Below are 16447 nucleotides of genomic sequence, written 5' to 3' on the forward strand. Positions count from 1 at the left end.
CCCCAACGACTTTCGTTCAGATCACTTCGAGCTGCGGGATGGGTACGACGAACTTCGCGCCCCACTCCCGTGCGTAGCCGAGCTGATGGACGATCTCCGCGCGCAGGTTCCACGGCAGGATCACGATGTAGTCGGGGCGCGTCTCGGCCAGGCGCTCCGGGGCGAAGATCGGGATGTGGGTACCGGGCAGGTACATCCCGTGCTTGTGCGGGCTGCGGTCGACCGTGTACGGCAGCAGGTCCTCGCGGATGCCGCAGTGGTTGAGCAGCGTGTTCCCCTTGCCGGGAGCGCCGTACCCGGCCACCGTCTTGCCTTCGCGGCGAGCCTGGATCAGGAACTCCAGCAGGTCGGACTTGATCGCGAACACCTCGTCGGCGAATCCGAGGTGGCCCTCGACCGTGTGCAGGCCGGCGTCCGCCTCGTCCTGCAGCACCTTGCCGACCAGCTCGGTCGGCTCGCCGGCGGTCTCGATCGGCGTACTGAACAGCCGCAGCGACCCGCCGTGACTGGCCAGCTCCTGTACGTCGACAACCTTGAGGCCGGCCTTCTCCAGCGCCAGCGCGGCGGTCTTCAGCGTCAGGTACTGGTAGTGCTCGTGGTAGATCGTGTCGTACTGGCGACGCTCGATCAGCCGCAGCAGGTGCGGGAACTCCAGCGACACCAGGCCGTCGTCCTTCACCAGCGCGCGCAGGCCCTTGGCGAAGTCGACGATGTCCGGCACGTGCGCGAACACGTTGTTGCCGACGACAAGGTCCGCCTGCCCGTGCCGGGCCGCCGCGTCCTTGCCGGTCTCCTCGCCGAGGAAGTAGCTCTCGGTGCGGATGCCGTTCTCGTTCGCGATCTTGGCGATGTTCGCGGCCGGTTCGATGCCGAGCACCGGGATACCGAGGGCGGTCGCGTGCTGCAGCAGGTAGCCGTCGTTACTGGCGGCCTCGACGATCAGACTCTCCGCGCCGAGGTCCAGCCGCTCCTGCATGTCGACGACGAACCGGCGGGCGTGCTCCACCCAGCTGGTCGAGTACGACGAGAAGTACAGGTAGTCGCTGAACACGTCGTCCGCGGCGACGTACGCCGGGAGCTGGACGAGCAGGCAGTTGTCGCAGATCCGCACATTCAGCGGATAGAACGTCTCACCGCTGTCGATCTGGTCCGCGCGCAGGTAGCTCTCGCACGGCGGCGACATGCCGAGGTCGACGAACGTGCGCGTGAGCTCCGCGCCGCAGATCCGGCAGCTGTTCATCACTGCATCTCCTTCGGTCCCGGGAACTGCCCGTCGGTCTGGCGCCGCAGCTGGCCGTCGACGAGCCCGGCGCTGAGCAGCTGCTGGATCCGGCGCAGGCGGACGAACTGGGCGGAGTTGAAGTCGTCCAGCGTGAGGCCGTGCCGCTGGTAGGCGTCGTACATCTCCTCGACGCCCTTGCGGACCGTCCACTGCAGCTGCAGCTCCGGGAACGTCTCGTTGAGCTTGCTGAAGTCGACCTTGTAGTTGCGCAGGTCGGGGCCGGCGCCCTCGGCGATCGACAGCGTCGAGCCGGGCACCGCCTCGCGGACCATCTCGGCGATGTCGCGGACCTGGACGACGTCCTCGGACCGGCCGACGTTGAACGCCTCGTCGTGGATCGTCTCCCGCGGCGACTCGAGCACGGTCAGGAACGCGCGGCTGATGTCCTCGATGTGGACCAGCGGGCGCCACGGCGTACCGTCGCTCTCCAGCCGGACCTGGCCGGACGTCAGCGCAATCGCGGTCAGATTGTTGACGACGATGTCCAGCCGCAGCCGGGTTGACGCGCCGTACGCGGTCGCGTTGCGCAGGTAGGTCGGGCTGAAGGTGTCGTCGGCAAGCTTCGACAGCTCCTGCTCGGCCAGCGCCTTGGTCTCGCCGTACGCCGTGACCGGGAACATCTCGGCGTCCTCGCCGACCGCCTCGGAGCCGGCCGCGCCGTACAAGCTGCACGACGACGCGAACAGGAAGCGCTCGACGCCCGCGTCCTTGGCGGCCTGCGCGACGTTCAGCGTGCCGTCCAGGTTGACCGAGTACGTCGCCGCCTTGTCCAGGTTGCCGAGTGGATCGTTCGACAGCGCGGCCAGACAGACCACCGCGTCGTACCCCTCGAGCTCGCGCGCGGTCACGTCCCGCATGTCCCGCGGCGCCCTGTCCCCGATCGGGTCCGGCCCGCCGAGCAGGTCACACCCTTCGTACAGGCCCGTATCCAGACCGTCCACCTGATGCCCGGCGGCCCGCAGGAACGGCACCATCACGGCCCCGATATAACCCCGATCCCCGGTGACCAGAACCCTCATCTGTTTCCCCTCACCCCAGTGCAGCCCTGTCGCCCAATACAGAACCCCCGGACAAGCGCCTGATACACGCAATTTCTTTACCGGCCGATTCAAATTTCTCCGGGCGGATTTCGGCGGGCGTGTATCAGGGGGTCGGCGACGGCGCTCTCATGGGCGCTGCGGACGTGGGGATGCCGCGTCATGAGCCTGTGGGGGGCGTTATGAAGGTTGCCGTGTTCGGCCTGGGGTACGTCGGATCTGTTACGGCCGCGTGCCTGGCTGCCGCCGGCCACGACGTCTGGGGGGTCGATGTCGATACTGCGAAGGTCGATCCGATCACTCAGGGACACAGCCCGGTGGTCGAGCCGGGTCTGGACGAGCTGGTGGCGGACGGTGCGACCTCAGGTCGCCTGCACGCGACCACCGATCCACGGGTCGCGCTCGAGCGGGCCGATGTCTCGCTGATCTGTGTCGGTACGCCGTCGACTCCGGCGGGCAGTACCGATCTGACCTACATCAAACGCGCGGTCCGCGATATCGCGGAGGCCGCGCAGACCGTCGTCCGGCCGGCGTCGGGGTTCCACAGCATCGTGGTCCGCTCGACGGTCCCGCCGGGGACGGTCGACGAGGTGGTCGAGAAGGTGCTGGCCGACGTACCGCCGCCGGAGGGTCTGACCTTCGGTACGGCGATGTGCCCGGAGTTCCTGCGCGAAGGATCCGGCCTGGCCGACTTCTACGCGCCGCCGTTCGTTGTCGTCGGCACCCGTAACCCGAAGGTCGGTACCGCTCTGACCGACCTGTTCAGCTTCCTCGGCAAGGACGTGGAGGTCGTCGACGTCCGGACGGCGGAGGCGCTCAAGTACGCCTGTAACGCGTTCCACGCCACCAAGGTCTCGTTCGCGAACGAGATGGGCCGGATCTTCCGGCACTTCGGGGTGGACTCGCGTGAGGTGATGAAGATCTTCGTCCAGGACACCAGCCTGAACATCTCGCCGTACTACCTGAAGCCCGGCTTCGCGTTCGGCGGCTCGTGCCTGCCGAAGGACCTGCGCTCGGTCCTGCACCTGGCGCGGATCAACGACACCGAGCTCCCGCTGCTGGCCGGCACGCTGGCCACCAACGAGCGGAGCGTCCGCGATGTCGTCGACCGCGTGATCGCCGGCCCAGGCCGTGAGATCGCGCTGCTCGGCCTGAGTTTCAAGCACGCGACCGACGACCTGCGCGAGAGCCCGAACGTCGAGCTGGCCGAGCGCCTGATCGGCAAGGGCTACAACCTGCGCATCTACGACGCGATCGTGAACCCGACCCGCTTGGTCGGCGCGAACCTGCGCCACGTGCAGTCGAAGCTGCCGCATCTCCAGCGCGTCCTCACCGACGACCCGTCGGCGGCCCTCGCCGGCGCCGACCTGGCCATCGTCTCGGCCACCGACACTGCCGCGATCAACGCCCTGCTCGAAGCGCCGCCCGCACGGACGATCGACCTGATCGGCCGGCTCGGCGCCGACGTGGAAGCGCTGCCCGGATACGAAGGAGTGGGCTGGTGAGCGGTCCGCGGGTCCTCATCATCATCCAGAACCTCTGGGTGCCGTTCGACCGCCGCGTCTGGCTGGAGTGCCAGGCGCTGGTGGCCTCGGGGTACGACGTGACGGTCGTGTGCCCGAAGGGGCCGGGCGACCCGGCGTACCAGGTCATCGACGGCGTGACCGTGCACAAGTACAAGGCCTACGCACCGGGCGGGAGCAAGGTCAGCTTCGTCTGGGAGTACGCGTACTCGTTCCTGCTGACGCTGCGGCTGGTCTTCCGCGCCCGCAAGGCCGGCAAGTTCAAGGTGATGCAGGCCTGCAACCCGCCGGACATCTTCTGGCCGATCGCGATGCTGCTGCGCCGCCTGGACGGGACGAAGTTCGTCTTCGATCACCACGACCTGTGCCCGGAGCTGTTCCAGTCCCGCTTCGGCGGTACGACCAGCCTGCCGTACAAGGGACTGCGGTTCCTCGAGCGGACGACGCACCGCACCGCCGACCACGTGACGTCGACGAACGACTCGTACCGCCGGATCGCGATCACCCGCAGCGGCAAGGCGAACCACGACGTGACCGTGGTCCGCACCGGGCCGGACCCGGACAAGCTGCAGCGCGACCCGGCCGTCGCGGACGAGACGCTCCGCCGCGGGCACCGCTACCTGGTCACGTACATCGGCGTGATGGGCCCGCAGGACGGTGTCGACATCGTCATCCGCGCCGCGGATCACATTGTCAACAATCTCGGCCGCAAGGACATCGCGTTCACGCTGATGGGCGGCGGCGACTCGTTCGACGAGGTGGTCGCGTTGCGGGACGACCTCGGTCTGCGGGACTACATCGAGTTCACCGGCCGGGTGCCGGACGAGACCGTGCGCGCGGTGATGTCGACCGCGGACATCGGCCTGTCCCCGGACCCGAAGAATCCGCTCAACGACGTGTCGACGATGAACAAGACCATGGAGTACATGGCGTTCGAGCTCCCGGTCGTCGCCTTCGACCTGATCGAGACCAAGGTCTCCGCCGCGGACGCCGCGGTGTACGTCGAGCCGAACGACGTAGCGCAGTACGGCGAAGCGATCGTCGAGCTGCTCGACGACGAGGTACGCCGGCGCCGGATGGGCAAGCTCGGCCGCGAACGGGTCGAGCAGGTGCTGGCGTGGAAACACCAGCAGAAGGCGTACCTGCAGGTGTACGACGCGTTGACCGGTCACGTCAGCCACCTCGGTGACGTCGCACGCGCGACGGGGTCCTGACGTGTGCGGCATCGCCGGCTGCTACCAGCAGCACGACGGTTTTGCGCTCGCCGAGGCGATGAGCGACCGGATCGCGCACCGCGGTCCGGACGCCGACCGCGTCTACGCGTTCGACGAGGGCGACGTACGGGCGTTCCTCGCGCACCGCCGGTTGTCGATCATCGACCTGTCGTCGGAAGCCGACCAGCCGTTCAGCAAGCGCGGTCTGACGATCTGCTACAACGGCGAGCTCTACAACTACAAGGAACTGCGCGCCGAGCTGTCCAAGGCCGGCGTCGGCTTCCGCACCAACGGCGACACCGAGGTGGTGCTGGAAGCGTGGCGCCGCTGGGGTCCGGACGCACTGAAGCGGTTCCGGGGCATGTTCGCGTTCGCGATGCTCGACGAGGACAGCGGCAGCATGTACCTCGCCCGCGACCCACTCGGCATCAAGCCGCTGTACTTCCTCCGGCGCCAGGGCGGAGTCGTCTTCGCGTCCGAGCTGAAGGCACTCGTCACGGCCGTCGGGTCCGAGCTGCGGACCGAGCCCGGCGCGCTGATCGCGTCGATGCTCTACTACTGGCTGCCCGAGCAGCGTTGCGCGATCGACGGCGTCGAGAAGCTTCCGCCGGGTTCATGGGCCGAGTTCCGGCCGGACGGCAGCAGCCGGCACGAGATGTACTGGCGGGTGACCGACGTCGCGACCGAGGCCGCGGCCGGTCCGCGCGCCGACCTGCGCACGATCATCGAGGAGTCGGTCGCCGCGCACATGGTCGCCGACGTACCGGTCTCCACGTTCCTCAGCGGCGGGCTGGATTCCAGCCTGGTGACCGTGCTGGCCAAGCGCATGGATCCGAGCGTCGACTCGTACACGATCACGTTCCGGGCGCAGGACCAGAAGCTCGAGGCGATGCCCGACGACGCGATCTACGCGCGCAAGGTGGCGCAGCAGTTCGGCATCGACCTGCACGAGATCGAGATCGCTCCGGATGTCGTCGAGTTGCTTCCGCGGATCGTCGACATCCTCGACGAGCCGATCGGCGACCCGGCCGCGATCAACACGCTGCTGATGTGCGACACCGCGCGGGACGCCGGCGTGAAGGTCCTGCTGTCCGGGATGGGCGCCGACGAGCTGTTCGGCGGTTACCGCAAGCACCTCGCGTGCGTGATGGGAGCGCAGTACCAGCGGCTTCCCGGCGTACTGCGCAACGGTGTGATCGGCCCGGCGGTACGACGGTTGCCGGTGACCGTGAACGGGCGCGGCCTGCGGTACGCGCGGTGGGCCAAGCGGTTCGAGACCTTCGCGAACCTGTCCGAGGAGACGGCGTTCCGGCGCAGCTACACGATGTACGACGGGGACCAGCTGGCCGGGCTGTTGAGCCCGGACCTGGAGCCGTACGTCGGGAAGCTGCTGTCCGAGCACGCCGACATCTACCACGACACGACGCTCGACGATCACGTCAACCGGATGTGCCTCGCGGACTCGCGGATGTTCCTGCCGGGCCTGAACCTCGCCTACACGGACCGGTCCAGCATGGCGGCGTCGACCGAGGTACGGACGCCGTTCGTGGACCCGATCGTGGCGCGCGCGGCGTTCTCGATCCCGGGCAGCGAGAAGATCCACCGCCGGGTCAGCAAGCTGGCGTTGAAGAAGGCGGCCGAGGCGTGGCTGCCGAAGGAGATCATCTACCGGCCGAAGGCGTCGTTCAGTGCGCCGCTGCGCGCGTGGGTGCGGAACGACCTGCGCGAGCTCGTCGACGACACGCTGCTGCGCGGTGAGCTGGTCGGTAGCGGGTTCCTGCAGCGGGCCGCCGTACAGAAGCTCGTCGACGACGAGCGGGCCGGGCGCGAGGACTACTCGAAGCAGATCTGGCAGTTGCTGACCTTGGAGACCTGGACCCGCCACATGCGGTCGCTGGGCGTCACCATCACTTCTTTGTAAGGACGGACATGAAGCAGGTTGCACAGAACTACAAGTCCGGTGAGCTGGCTGTGCTGGACGTGCCTCCGCCCACCTGTGCGCCCGGTGGCGTGCTGATCCGTTCGCTGTACTCGCTGATCTCGACCGGTACCGAGCTGATGAAGGTCGGCGAGGCGAAGCTGTCGCTGGTCGGCAAGGCGAAGGCGCGGCCGGACCAGGTGCGGAAGGTGCTGGACTCCGTTGCGCAGCAGGGCGCGTTGAACACCTACAAGAAGGTGATGAACAAGCTCGACTCGTACACGCCACTCGGGTACTCGCTGTGCGGTGTGGTTGTCGAGGTCGGCGCCGGTGCGGAGGAGTTCAGTGTCGGGCAGCTGGTCGCCGCGGCGGGGAACGAGTTCGCGTTGCATGCGGAGTACAACTGGGTGCCGTTGAACCTGTGCGTGCCGGTGCCGGACGGCGTGCCGGCCGAGCAGGCCGCGTTCTCGACCGTCGGTGCGATCGCGATGCAGGGTGTGCGGCAGGCTGAGGTACAGCTTGGCGAGACCGCTGTGGTGATCGGGCTCGGCCTGGTCGGGCAGCTCGTCGTGCGGTTGCTGGTCGCGGCCGGGGTGCGCGTCTTCGGCATCGACACGGTCGCGGACCGCTGCCGGATGGCGGAGAAGGCGGGTGCGCTCGCGTGCTCCTCCCCCGACGAGGCAGGTATCGCTTCGCTGGAGCGGTCGTTGCTTGAGGCATCGAACGGCCTGGGGGCCGACCGTATTCTGCTGGCCGCGGGCGGTCACTCCAATGGTCCGGTCGAGACGGCTGCGCGGCTGGCACGCGACCGTGCCCGGGTCGTCGACATCGGCAAGACCAAGCTGGATCTCCCCTGGAACGCGTACTACGACAAGGAACTCGATGTCCGGTTCTCGCGTTCCTACGGCCCCGGCCGCTACGACGACCGCTACGAACTCCAGGGCATCGACTACCCGGCCGGCTACGTCCGCTGGACCGAACGCCGCAACCTCGAATGCTTCATCGACCTGATCGCCCGCGAACAGATCGACGTAGCCAGCCTCATCGCCGGCCAGTTCCCCATCGCCGACGCCACAGACGTCTACCAACAACTGAGCTCAGGCGCCCTCCCAGGCGTCGGCTTCCTGTTCGAGTACCCCGACGTACCGCAGCAGGAGACGGGACCCGCCGCAACGGTTGCGCGATCTGCGAATCCGACCACTGGATCTGTTCGGCTTGGGTTTGTCGGGGCTGGGAATTATGCGTCCAGCATGCTTCTGCCTCATCTGCAGAAGGACGAGAACGCGGTGTTGGCTCGGGTGGCGACCAACAAGTCGTTGTCGGCGGCCAATGCTCAGCGGCGGTTCGGGTTCGAGCAGATTTCGACGGATGCGCAGGAGGTGCTGTCCGACGACAGCCTCGACGCGATCTTCGTCGTGACCCGGCACAGCACGCACGCCGAGCTGGCATGCCGGGCGCTCGAGACCGGGAAGGCGGTCTTCGTCGAGAAGCCGCTGGCGCTGACCGACGAGGAGCTGGACCGGATCGTCGCCACGGTTGATGCCACCGGCAACGATCGGCTGATGGTCGGGTTCAACCGCCGGTTCGCCCCGCTGCTGACCGACCTGAAGGGCCGCTTCGGCGACCCGGGCGGCGCCTTCTCGCTGCGCTACCTGGTCAACGCCGGCAAGCTCGACTCCACCAGCTGGTACCTCGACGCCGGCAAGGAAGGCACCCGGTTCGCCGGTGAGGGCGGGCACTTCATCGACACCCTGACCTGGTGGCTGAACAGCCTCCCGACCGAGGTGTACGCCGTACCCGGCCCCGACACCGGCGACGTGATCGTCACACTCCGGTTCGCGAACGGTTCGGTCGGCACGATCAACTATGTCGCCGGCGGCAACTCGCGCTTCCCGAAGGAGACGCTCGACATCACCGGCGGCGGCCGCAACGGGCGCCTGGACAACTTCCAGAGCGCGTCGGTGTGGGCCGGCCGCAAGCCGTCGACGAAGAAGTCCCGCAGCACCGACAAGGGCCAGCAGACCGAGCTGGCACAGTTCGTCGCCGCGGTGAAGTCCGGCGGCCCGATGCCGATCTCCTTCGACGAGCTCGTCGCCACCACCCGCGCCACGATCGCAGTAGACCGGAGCCTGGCCTCGGGCAAACCGGAGAAGGTGTGAGCCGCCAGCCCTTGGGCTGGTACGTCCGCCGCCTGCGCCGGATGTCCCCCACCGAACTCATCCTGCGCGCTCGCGATACCGGACGCCGTACTGCCTGGGCCTACCAACAGGTCAGGCCCGGGCAGCACACGGCCGTCCACCTTCCGCTCCGCAAAGAGCTGACCTTCAGTACGACGCTCCCGGCGCACACCGCGTGCGCCGTACCGGAGGAGGCCCGCAAGGCCGTGATCCGGACGGCCGACGCGATCATGGCCGGCAACCTCGAGGTACTCGGTATCGACCGGACCGACCTGACGAAACCGGACTGGTTCCGCGACCCGATCACGGGCCGCCGGTCGGACCCGGCGCAGTACGTCTTCAAGCTGAACCACCGCAACGAGGAAGCGGTCGGCAACATCAAGCAGGTGTGGGAGCTGTCCCGCCACCACCACCTGACCCAGCTGGCCGCCGCCTGGTTCCTGACCCACGACGACCGGTACGCCGAACGTGTGGCCGACCACCTCAACGACTGGTGGCGGACGAACCCGTTCCTGTCCGGAGTGCACTGGGCCAGCGGTATCGAGATCGGCATCCGCCTGATCAGCTGGACGTGGATCCGCCGTCTGCTGAACGACTGGCCAGAGATCACCGACCTGTTCGAGCACAACGAACTGGCGCACCAGCAGATCTACTGGCACCAGCGCTACCTGGCCGCGTTCCAGAGCCACGGGTCCTCAGCCAACAACCATGTGATCGCCGAGGCTGCAGGCCAGCTCGTCGCGGCCTGTGCGTTTCCCTGGTTCACCAAGAGCAACCGCTGGCGCCAGGACGCGGCAGCCCTGCTGGAGAAGGAACTCGACGCCAACACGTTCCCGTCCGGCGTGAACCGCGAGCTGGCCACCGACTACCACCGCTTCGTCTCCGAGCTCGGCCTGTACGCCGCTCTGGAGGCAGACTGGTCCGGTCACCCGCTCAGCCAGCACACGTGGGCGCTGCTCACCCGCACGATCGACGTAGCCGCAGCAATCGTCGACACCACGCTCCGGCCACCACGCCAGGGCGATGACGACGAGGGCATGGTCCTGGTCCTTGATCCGCCGGACATCCACCACTGGTCGGCGTTCCTGTCGCTCGGCGCGGCTGCCGTCGGTGCAGCGCCCTGGTGGCCGGACTGCCCGCCCACTGCGACGTCGTACATCATCAGCTCGCTGGTCAAAGACCAGCAGCCGGACCGCCCCGCCGTACGACCGGATCACTTCGAGGACGCCGGTCTGACGATTCTGCGCAGCAACGACGGTCCGGAGATCTGGTGCCGCGCCGACGCCGGCCCGCACGGTTTCCTCTCCATCGCCGCGCATGCGCACTCCGACGCCCTCTCGCTCGAGGTCCGCGTCGACGGCGTCGACATCCTGGCGGACCCCGGCACGTACTGCTACCACGGTGAAGAGGGGTGGCGGAACTACTTCCGCTCCACGATCGCCCACAACACCGTCGAGGTCGCGGGCGCCGAACAGTCCACCCTGGGCGGAGCGTTCCTCTGGCTGCGCGGTGCGACAGGCAAAGTATGCCGGCACACGCCCAACAGCTGGGAAGCCGAACACGACGGCTACCGGGTCGGCGATTCACCGCTCACGCACCGGCGTACCGCAGTACTCGACCACGGCGTACTGCGGGTCGAGGACCGGCTGGATGCCGCGTCCGACGTACGTATTGCCTGGCATCTGGGGCCCGAGGTGTCCGTCGAGCTGGACGTGTCGACCGGACGGCTGGAGTGGGCCGCCGGCTCGGCGATCGTCGAACTGCCGGCCGGACTGACCTGGACAGCGCACCGCGGCGGCGACGATCCGTTGCTGGGCTGGTACTCACCGCGATTCGGCCACAAGGTCCCGATCACGACACTCGTCGGGACCGGACACCTGGCCGCGGAAGAGCCCGCGGTAAGCACCTTTCGATTCCGGTCCTGATCTGTATCACCCTCGGTTCGCCGCCCTCTATTAACGAGACAAGAAGTGGCGGTCGACTGGAGGGGACTGTGAGCGCACAGCAGCTCGACGTCAAGAAGTCCTGGCGAGCAATCCGCAGGCATCGATGGATCGTTGCGGCCGTGGCGGCGGCCGGCCTGTTCGGCGGGGTCGCCGTCGGGTTCTTCGTGCCGCCGCTGCACACCGCCACTTCGCTGGTGGTGCTGCCGCCCGCGCCGACGACCGACGCACAGAAGGCCGCGGGCACGCAGAGCACCGACACGCAGGTGTTCATCGCGGAGAGCGAGCCGGTGCTCAAGAGCGCCGGGCAGAACCTGAACCCAGCCCTGACGACCGAGGTCGTCCGCAGCCGGGTCAAGGTCACCGCCGTCACCGAGGACGTCATCAAGATCGACGCCAAGGGTACGACGGCCAGCCAGTCGATGGCGCTGGCGAACGCTGTTGCCGGGGTTTACCTGGTCTTCGTCACCACGGACCAGAACCTGCCCGGCGATCTGGGGAAGAAAACGGGGGCACGGGTGTTGGAGCAGGCGACAACCGCACGCGGTGGAAACGTGCTGATTCATCTCGGCATCTACGGACTTCTCGGCGCCCTGATCGGCGCGGTGGTCGGATCGATCGGCGTACTGGCCAAGGAGCGCGGCGACCGCCGGCTGCGGCTGCGGGACGAGATCGCGGACGCGGTCGGTCTGCCGGTACTGGCGTCTGTCTCGTCGTACCAGGCGAACGACGTGTCCGACTGGGCCTATCTCCTCGAGCACTACTCACCGACAGCGGTCGAGGCGTGGGGGCTGCGCAAGACGCTGCACCACCTCGGCCTGGACGTGAAGGGCCAGGCACCGGTCTCGCTGGCCGTCCTCTCGTTCGCCGGCGACGACAAGGCGCTGCCGCTCGGCCCGCAGCTGGCCACGCTGGCCAACTCCATCGGCATCACCACCTCGATCGTGGTCGACTCGCACCAGGAACCGTCGGGTGACCCGACGCTGAGCATCCATCTGATCGTCGTCGACCGGGAGGACCCGATCGTGGTCGGCTCCGAACCGACAACCAACACGATCGTCGCCCTGTCGGCCGGCACCGTCACCGCCGAGGAACTCGCGCGGCTGGCGGTTGCCGCGGCGGCCGACGACCGCTCCATCGACGGCATCGTCGTCACCGATCCGGACCCGACGGATCGCACCATCGGGCGCGTCTCCCAGTCGATGCGCCGGTCGAGCTCGCGGCTGCCCACCCTCCTCACCGGCACCGCGAGGAGGACCAAATGAGCAACCAGCCATACACGGAACCTGTGGTGAGCGACCCAGCCTGGGCGGACGACGACGGGCTGTTCGACGACCAGCCGACGAACGCGCACCCGCCGGACGCACTGGTCACGCTGCGGTTCCTCCGCGACGCGATCCGCCGCCATCTGCGGGTCTGGGTCGTGCTCGCGATGGTGGGCTTTCTCGTCGGACTCGGAGCCACCTTCGCGGTGCCCGCTCCGAGCGTGTCCGCCACCCGGTTGCTGATCACCCACCGCGACGGTGAGGACCCGACCAAGGCGATGGCCACGGATGTCAGCCTGGCGACCACGCACACCGTGGCGCAGCGCGTGATCGACCTGCTCAAGCTGCCGATCAGCCAGGACGACCTGCTCAAGGAGTACACCGTCGTCGCGAACACCGACCGGGTGCTCCAGATCAACGCGGCGGGCAGGACCAGCGACGACGCGACCAAGCTGGCCGGCGTGATCGCGCGGGTCTTCCTGATCTACCGCAAAGAGCAGATTGCCTTGCAGGACGCCCCGCTCGTGCGTGACGAGACCCAGGCCAAGAACGACCTGGCCGTGGCCGAGCAGGCGGTCCGGGCAACCGGCGACGACCCGACCGCGAACGAGCTGAAGCACCCGAACAGCCCGGAGGGGGTCCGGCTCGGCGCCGCCCGCGACCAGTACGTGTACGTCCGGCAGCAGCTGCTCGACTCGCAGGTCGAGGCGTTACGGATGAACAGCAGCCGGGTGCTCGACGTGGCCGCACCAGTACCGGTCTCGCTCAAGAAGACGCTCGTGATCAACGCCGGCACCGGCCTGATCGCCGGTCTGTTCATCGGCCTGGCGTTCGTCGTCGTCCGCGCGCTGATCTCCGACCGGCTGTGGAAGCGACAGGACATCTCGCAGGCGCTGGGCGCCCGGATCCGGCTGAGCAGCCCGCGACCCTCGCGTCTGCAGCTGCTGCCCCGGCCGCGGTACCTGCGCCCCTCGCAGCGGACCGCGCCGGAAGTGCAGTTGATGGTGCAGCACCTCGATCAGCGCATCTTCTGGGGTGAGCACCCCACACCGGCGATGGCCGTCGTGAGCGTCGACGACGTGAACACCTGTGCGCTCGTGGTGGCGTCGCTGGCGGTGGCGCTGGCCGAGGACGGCAAGCATGTGCTGGTTGCCGACCTGACCGAGTCCGGCCGGCTGGCCGGGGTCCTCGGAGTCAAGACGCCGGGTACGCACGAGTCGCGCTTCAGCGCGCCCGGGCAGCGCGTCGACGTCCACCGGGCCGACCAGACCCGCGGCCCGGCCCAGGGCTGCTACCTGCACCTGAGCGACAGCAACCGGCCGTCGGATTCCGGTGACATCGCGCTCGACTCGGCCTGGGAGGTCGCCGACGTCGTCCTGACTCTTGCCACTTTGACGCCGGAGCTCGGCGCCGATCACCTGGCCACATGGGCATCCAACGCCACCGTCGTGGTGACCGCGGGTCAGTCGACCACGACGAAGATCCAGGCCACCGGCGAGATGCTGCGGCTGGCCGGGCTCGAGATCAACAGTGCCGTCGTACTGCGTCCGGACCGCACCGACGAGGGCGTCGGCATCACCGAGGCCGAGGCCGGACGTCCGCTGAGCGTGGATGTCGAGATGTTCCGCCGATGACGACGATCACCACCCGCCTCGGTACCCAGCTGACCACCCGGATCGGCCACCGCCCCACCAGGCGGGTCGTCGCGCCGGAGGTACGGCGGCGGCACCGTGTGCAGCTGGCGTGGGCGCTGCTGGTGCTCAACGTGATGACGTTCTTCCCGGGCGCGCCGCACATCCTGCCGATCCCGGGATCGGTCGGCAAGCTGATCGCCCAGGGGGCGCTGGTCGGCGCGTTGATGGTGGCGTTGTCGGTGAACCGCCCGGTCCGGATCCGGCCGAGCGTCTTCGTCTTCCTGGTGATGGTCCTGGCCGCCGAAGCGATGCTGGCCAGCATCCGGGCCGAGTTCCTGTTCGGTGCGCTGTTCCGGGCCGGACGGCTGTGCGGATTCGCTGTGGTGCTGTGGCTGCTGACGCCGTGGTGGCCCCGCCGCGACCTGTTGCTGGTGCGGACGCACCTGATGATCCTGTGGGCGATCGTCGGCTCGGTGGTCGTCGGCCTGCTCGTGGCACCGGGTCTGGCGATGACCGAGAACCGCCTCGCCGGCGTCCTCTGGCCGATCCCGCCGACCCAGGTCGGGCACTACACCGCGGGCGCCGCCGGCCTCACGATCGTGCTCTGGATGTCCGGCCACCTCCGCCGCTGGATCGCACTCACCAGTGTGGTGGTGTGCTTTCCGGTTCTGCTGCTGACCCATACCCGAACCGCGTTGCTCGCGCTGGTGGTCGGCGTACTGATCGCCGGGCTGAGCCTGTTCACCGGACGCTCGCGGGTACGCAAGGCATTCACGATCGGCATCGTCGTCTTCTCGGTCGGGGCACTCACCCTCAGCTCGGTCGTGACGACCTGGCTCGCCCGCGGGCAGGACGCCCAGGAGCTCGGCGCACTGACCGGTCGGAAGCTCGTGTGGGACGCGATCCTGGCCCAGCCGCGGACGACCTTCGAGACCCTGTTCGGGTTCGGGCTGTCGAACAAGTCGTTCAACGGCCTGCCGATCGACAGCAACTGGCTCGGCACGTACTACGACGTCGGGCTGGTCGGTGTCGCGATCACGATCATGCTCGTGCTGTTCGTGCTGATCGCCGCCTGGTTCCGCCCGCAGGGACCGCACCGGGCGCTCGCACTCTTCCTGGTCACGTACTGCGTGATCGCCTCGTTCACCGAGAGCGGCCTGAGCGAAGCGTCGTCGTACCTGCTCGACCTGACGCTGGCCGCGTCACTCGTCTACAACACGTCGACCCGCGAGGGACCGCGATGAAGATCCTGCTGGTACACAACAGATACCGGTCGACCGCACCGAGCGGCGAGAACCGGGTCGTCGATCAGGAGAGCGCGGCGCTGACCGCACTCGGGCACGACGTCCGGCACTTCGAACGGCACAGCGACGATATCGAGAACTGGTCCGCCGTGCAGAAGGCGACGCTGCCCGGCCGGGTGGTCTGGAACCCGACCAGCCGGCGCGATCTCGCGACGGCGCTGGCCGAGGACCGGCCCGACGTCGTCCACGTCCACAACACGTTCCCGCTGCTCAGCCCGTCGGTGCTGTACGCGTGCAACTCGGCCGGCGTACCGGTGGTCATCACTCTGCACAACTACAAACTGCTCTGCGCAAGCGGCGACTTCTTCCGCAACGGCGAGGTGTGCCACGACTGCGCCGGCGGCAACCCGACCGCCGCGGTCGTCCATCGCTGCTACCGCGGATCCGCGCTCGCGACGTCGACCACAGTGCTGAACGCCCGCGGTCACCGTCGGAGCTGGCGGCGGCTGGTATCGGCGTACATCTTCATCTCCGAGTCGCAGCGTCGGTTGCTGGGGGCAATGAACTTCGATCCGGAGCGGTCGTTCGTCAAGCCCAACGCGGTGCCGTACGACGGCCCCGTCGGCGGACGGCGGCAACGGCAGGTGACCTACGTCGGCCGGCTGGACGCGGCCAAGGGCGCTCCGCTGCTGATGAAGGGCTGGGACGCGTACCGCGCCATCGCCGGTGACGACGCGCTCAAGCTCGTGATCGCCGGCGGCGGGCCGATGCTCGACGAGGTCACCGCCTGGGCGGCCACCCGGCCGTCGGTGGATCTGCGCGGGCTGATGAGCAAGGAGCAGGTGTTCGAGCTGATCGGGCAGTCGCGCGGGGTCGTGCTGCCCTCGGAGTGGGAGGAAACGTTCGGCCTGGTGGTGATCGAGGCGATGGCGGTCGGAGTGCCGCCGCTGGCCTCGGGCCACGGGTCGTTCCCGGAACTGATCACCGACGGAGTCGACGGCGCGCTGTTCGAGCCGGGCCGTCCGGATGCGCTCGCCAAGCTGCTGCTCGACGTCGACGCGTCCCCCGCGCGGTACGACGAGCTCGGCCGGCAGGCGCGCACGACGTACGAGACGAAACACCGGCCGGAGCGGAGCATCGAGCAACTGCTCGAGATCTACCGGTACGCGATCGAGCACCCTGTCACCGCCCACCGTTGAGGTCGAGGACG

General features: G+C 68.3%; 11 protein-coding genes. 9 read left to right on the top strand and 2 right to left on the bottom strand.

Annotated features, from left to right (window positions below):
- Nucleotides 1–16: 16 nt before the first annotated feature.
- Together EV645_RS27085 and EV645_RS27090 are read right to left on the bottom strand one after the other, a co-directional pair.
- On the bottom strand, nt 17–1240 hold the full coding sequence (locus EV645_RS27085; protein WP_130446829.1) for a class I SAM-dependent methyltransferase: 1224 nt from the start codon (nt 1238–1240) through the stop codon (nt 17–19).
- On the bottom strand, nt 1240–2301 hold the full coding sequence (locus tag EV645_RS27090) for an NAD-dependent epimerase/dehydratase family protein (RefSeq protein WP_130446830.1): 1062 nt from the start codon (nt 2299–2301) through the stop codon (nt 1240–1242). The genes EV645_RS27085 and EV645_RS27090 overlap by 1 nt, the downstream gene beginning before the upstream one ends.
- A 200-nt stretch (nt 2302–2501) precedes the next feature.
- Here EV645_RS27090 and EV645_RS27095 point away from each other — a divergent pair, with 200 nt between their 5' ends.
- From EV645_RS27095 to EV645_RS27135, 9 genes are all read left to right on the top strand, one after another.
- Nucleotides 2502–3824 carry a UDP-glucose dehydrogenase family protein gene (locus EV645_RS27095; RefSeq protein ID WP_157997159.1) on the top strand — a complete coding sequence of 441 codons (1323 nt, stop codon included), beginning with the start codon at nt 2502–2504 and terminating at the stop codon, nt 3822–3824.
- On the top strand, nt 3821–5056 hold the full coding sequence (locus tag EV645_RS27100; protein ID WP_206751456.1) for a glycosyltransferase family 4 protein: 1236 nt from the start codon (nt 3821–3823) through the stop codon (nt 5054–5056). Before EV645_RS27095 ends, EV645_RS27100 begins: the two co-directional genes overlap by 4 nt.
- Nucleotide 5057: 1 nt before the next feature.
- Complete coding sequence (asnB, locus tag EV645_RS27105; protein ID WP_130446833.1) at nt 5058–6977, top strand: asparagine synthase (glutamine-hydrolyzing); 1920 nt, start codon at nt 5058–5060, stop codon at nt 6975–6977.
- 8 nt (nt 6978–6985) lie between these two features.
- Nucleotides 6986–9133 carry a bi-domain-containing oxidoreductase gene (locus EV645_RS27110; protein WP_130446834.1) on the top strand — a complete coding sequence of 716 codons (2148 nt, stop codon included), beginning with the start codon at nt 6986–6988 and terminating at the stop codon, nt 9131–9133.
- The gene (locus EV645_RS27115; protein ID WP_198681879.1) at nt 9130–11076 is read left to right on the top strand and encodes a heparinase II/III family protein; all 1947 of its coding nucleotides are present in this window, start codon (nt 9130–9132) and stop codon (nt 11074–11076) included. The genes EV645_RS27110 and EV645_RS27115 overlap by 4 nt, the downstream gene beginning before the upstream one ends.
- Before the next feature lie 68 nt (nt 11077–11144).
- Complete coding sequence (locus EV645_RS27120) at nt 11145–12359, top strand: Wzz/FepE/Etk N-terminal domain-containing protein (protein ID WP_198681880.1); 1215 nt, start codon at nt 11145–11147, stop codon at nt 12357–12359.
- A complete protein-coding gene (locus tag EV645_RS27125; RefSeq protein ID WP_130446836.1) occupies nt 12356–13993 on the top strand; it encodes a YveK family protein in 1638 nt (545 codons plus the stop codon). The genes EV645_RS27120 and EV645_RS27125 overlap by 4 nt, the downstream gene beginning before the upstream one ends.
- The gene (locus EV645_RS27130; RefSeq protein WP_130446837.1) at nt 13990–15237 is read left to right on the top strand and encodes an O-antigen ligase family protein; all 1248 of its coding nucleotides are present in this window, start codon (nt 13990–13992) and stop codon (nt 15235–15237) included. The genes EV645_RS27125 and EV645_RS27130 overlap by 4 nt, the downstream gene beginning before the upstream one ends.
- Nucleotides 15234–16436, top strand: coding sequence for a glycosyltransferase (locus tag EV645_RS27135; protein WP_130446838.1), 1203 nt, complete (start codon nt 15234–15236; stop codon nt 16434–16436). The genes EV645_RS27130 and EV645_RS27135 overlap by 4 nt, the downstream gene beginning before the upstream one ends.
- Nucleotides 16437–16447 lie beyond the last annotated feature (11 nt).

Origin of the sequence: Kribbella rubisoli, assembly GCF_004217145.1 — a bacterium.
GTDB lineage: Bacteria > Actinomycetota > Actinomycetes > Propionibacteriales > Kribbellaceae > Kribbella > Kribbella rubisoli.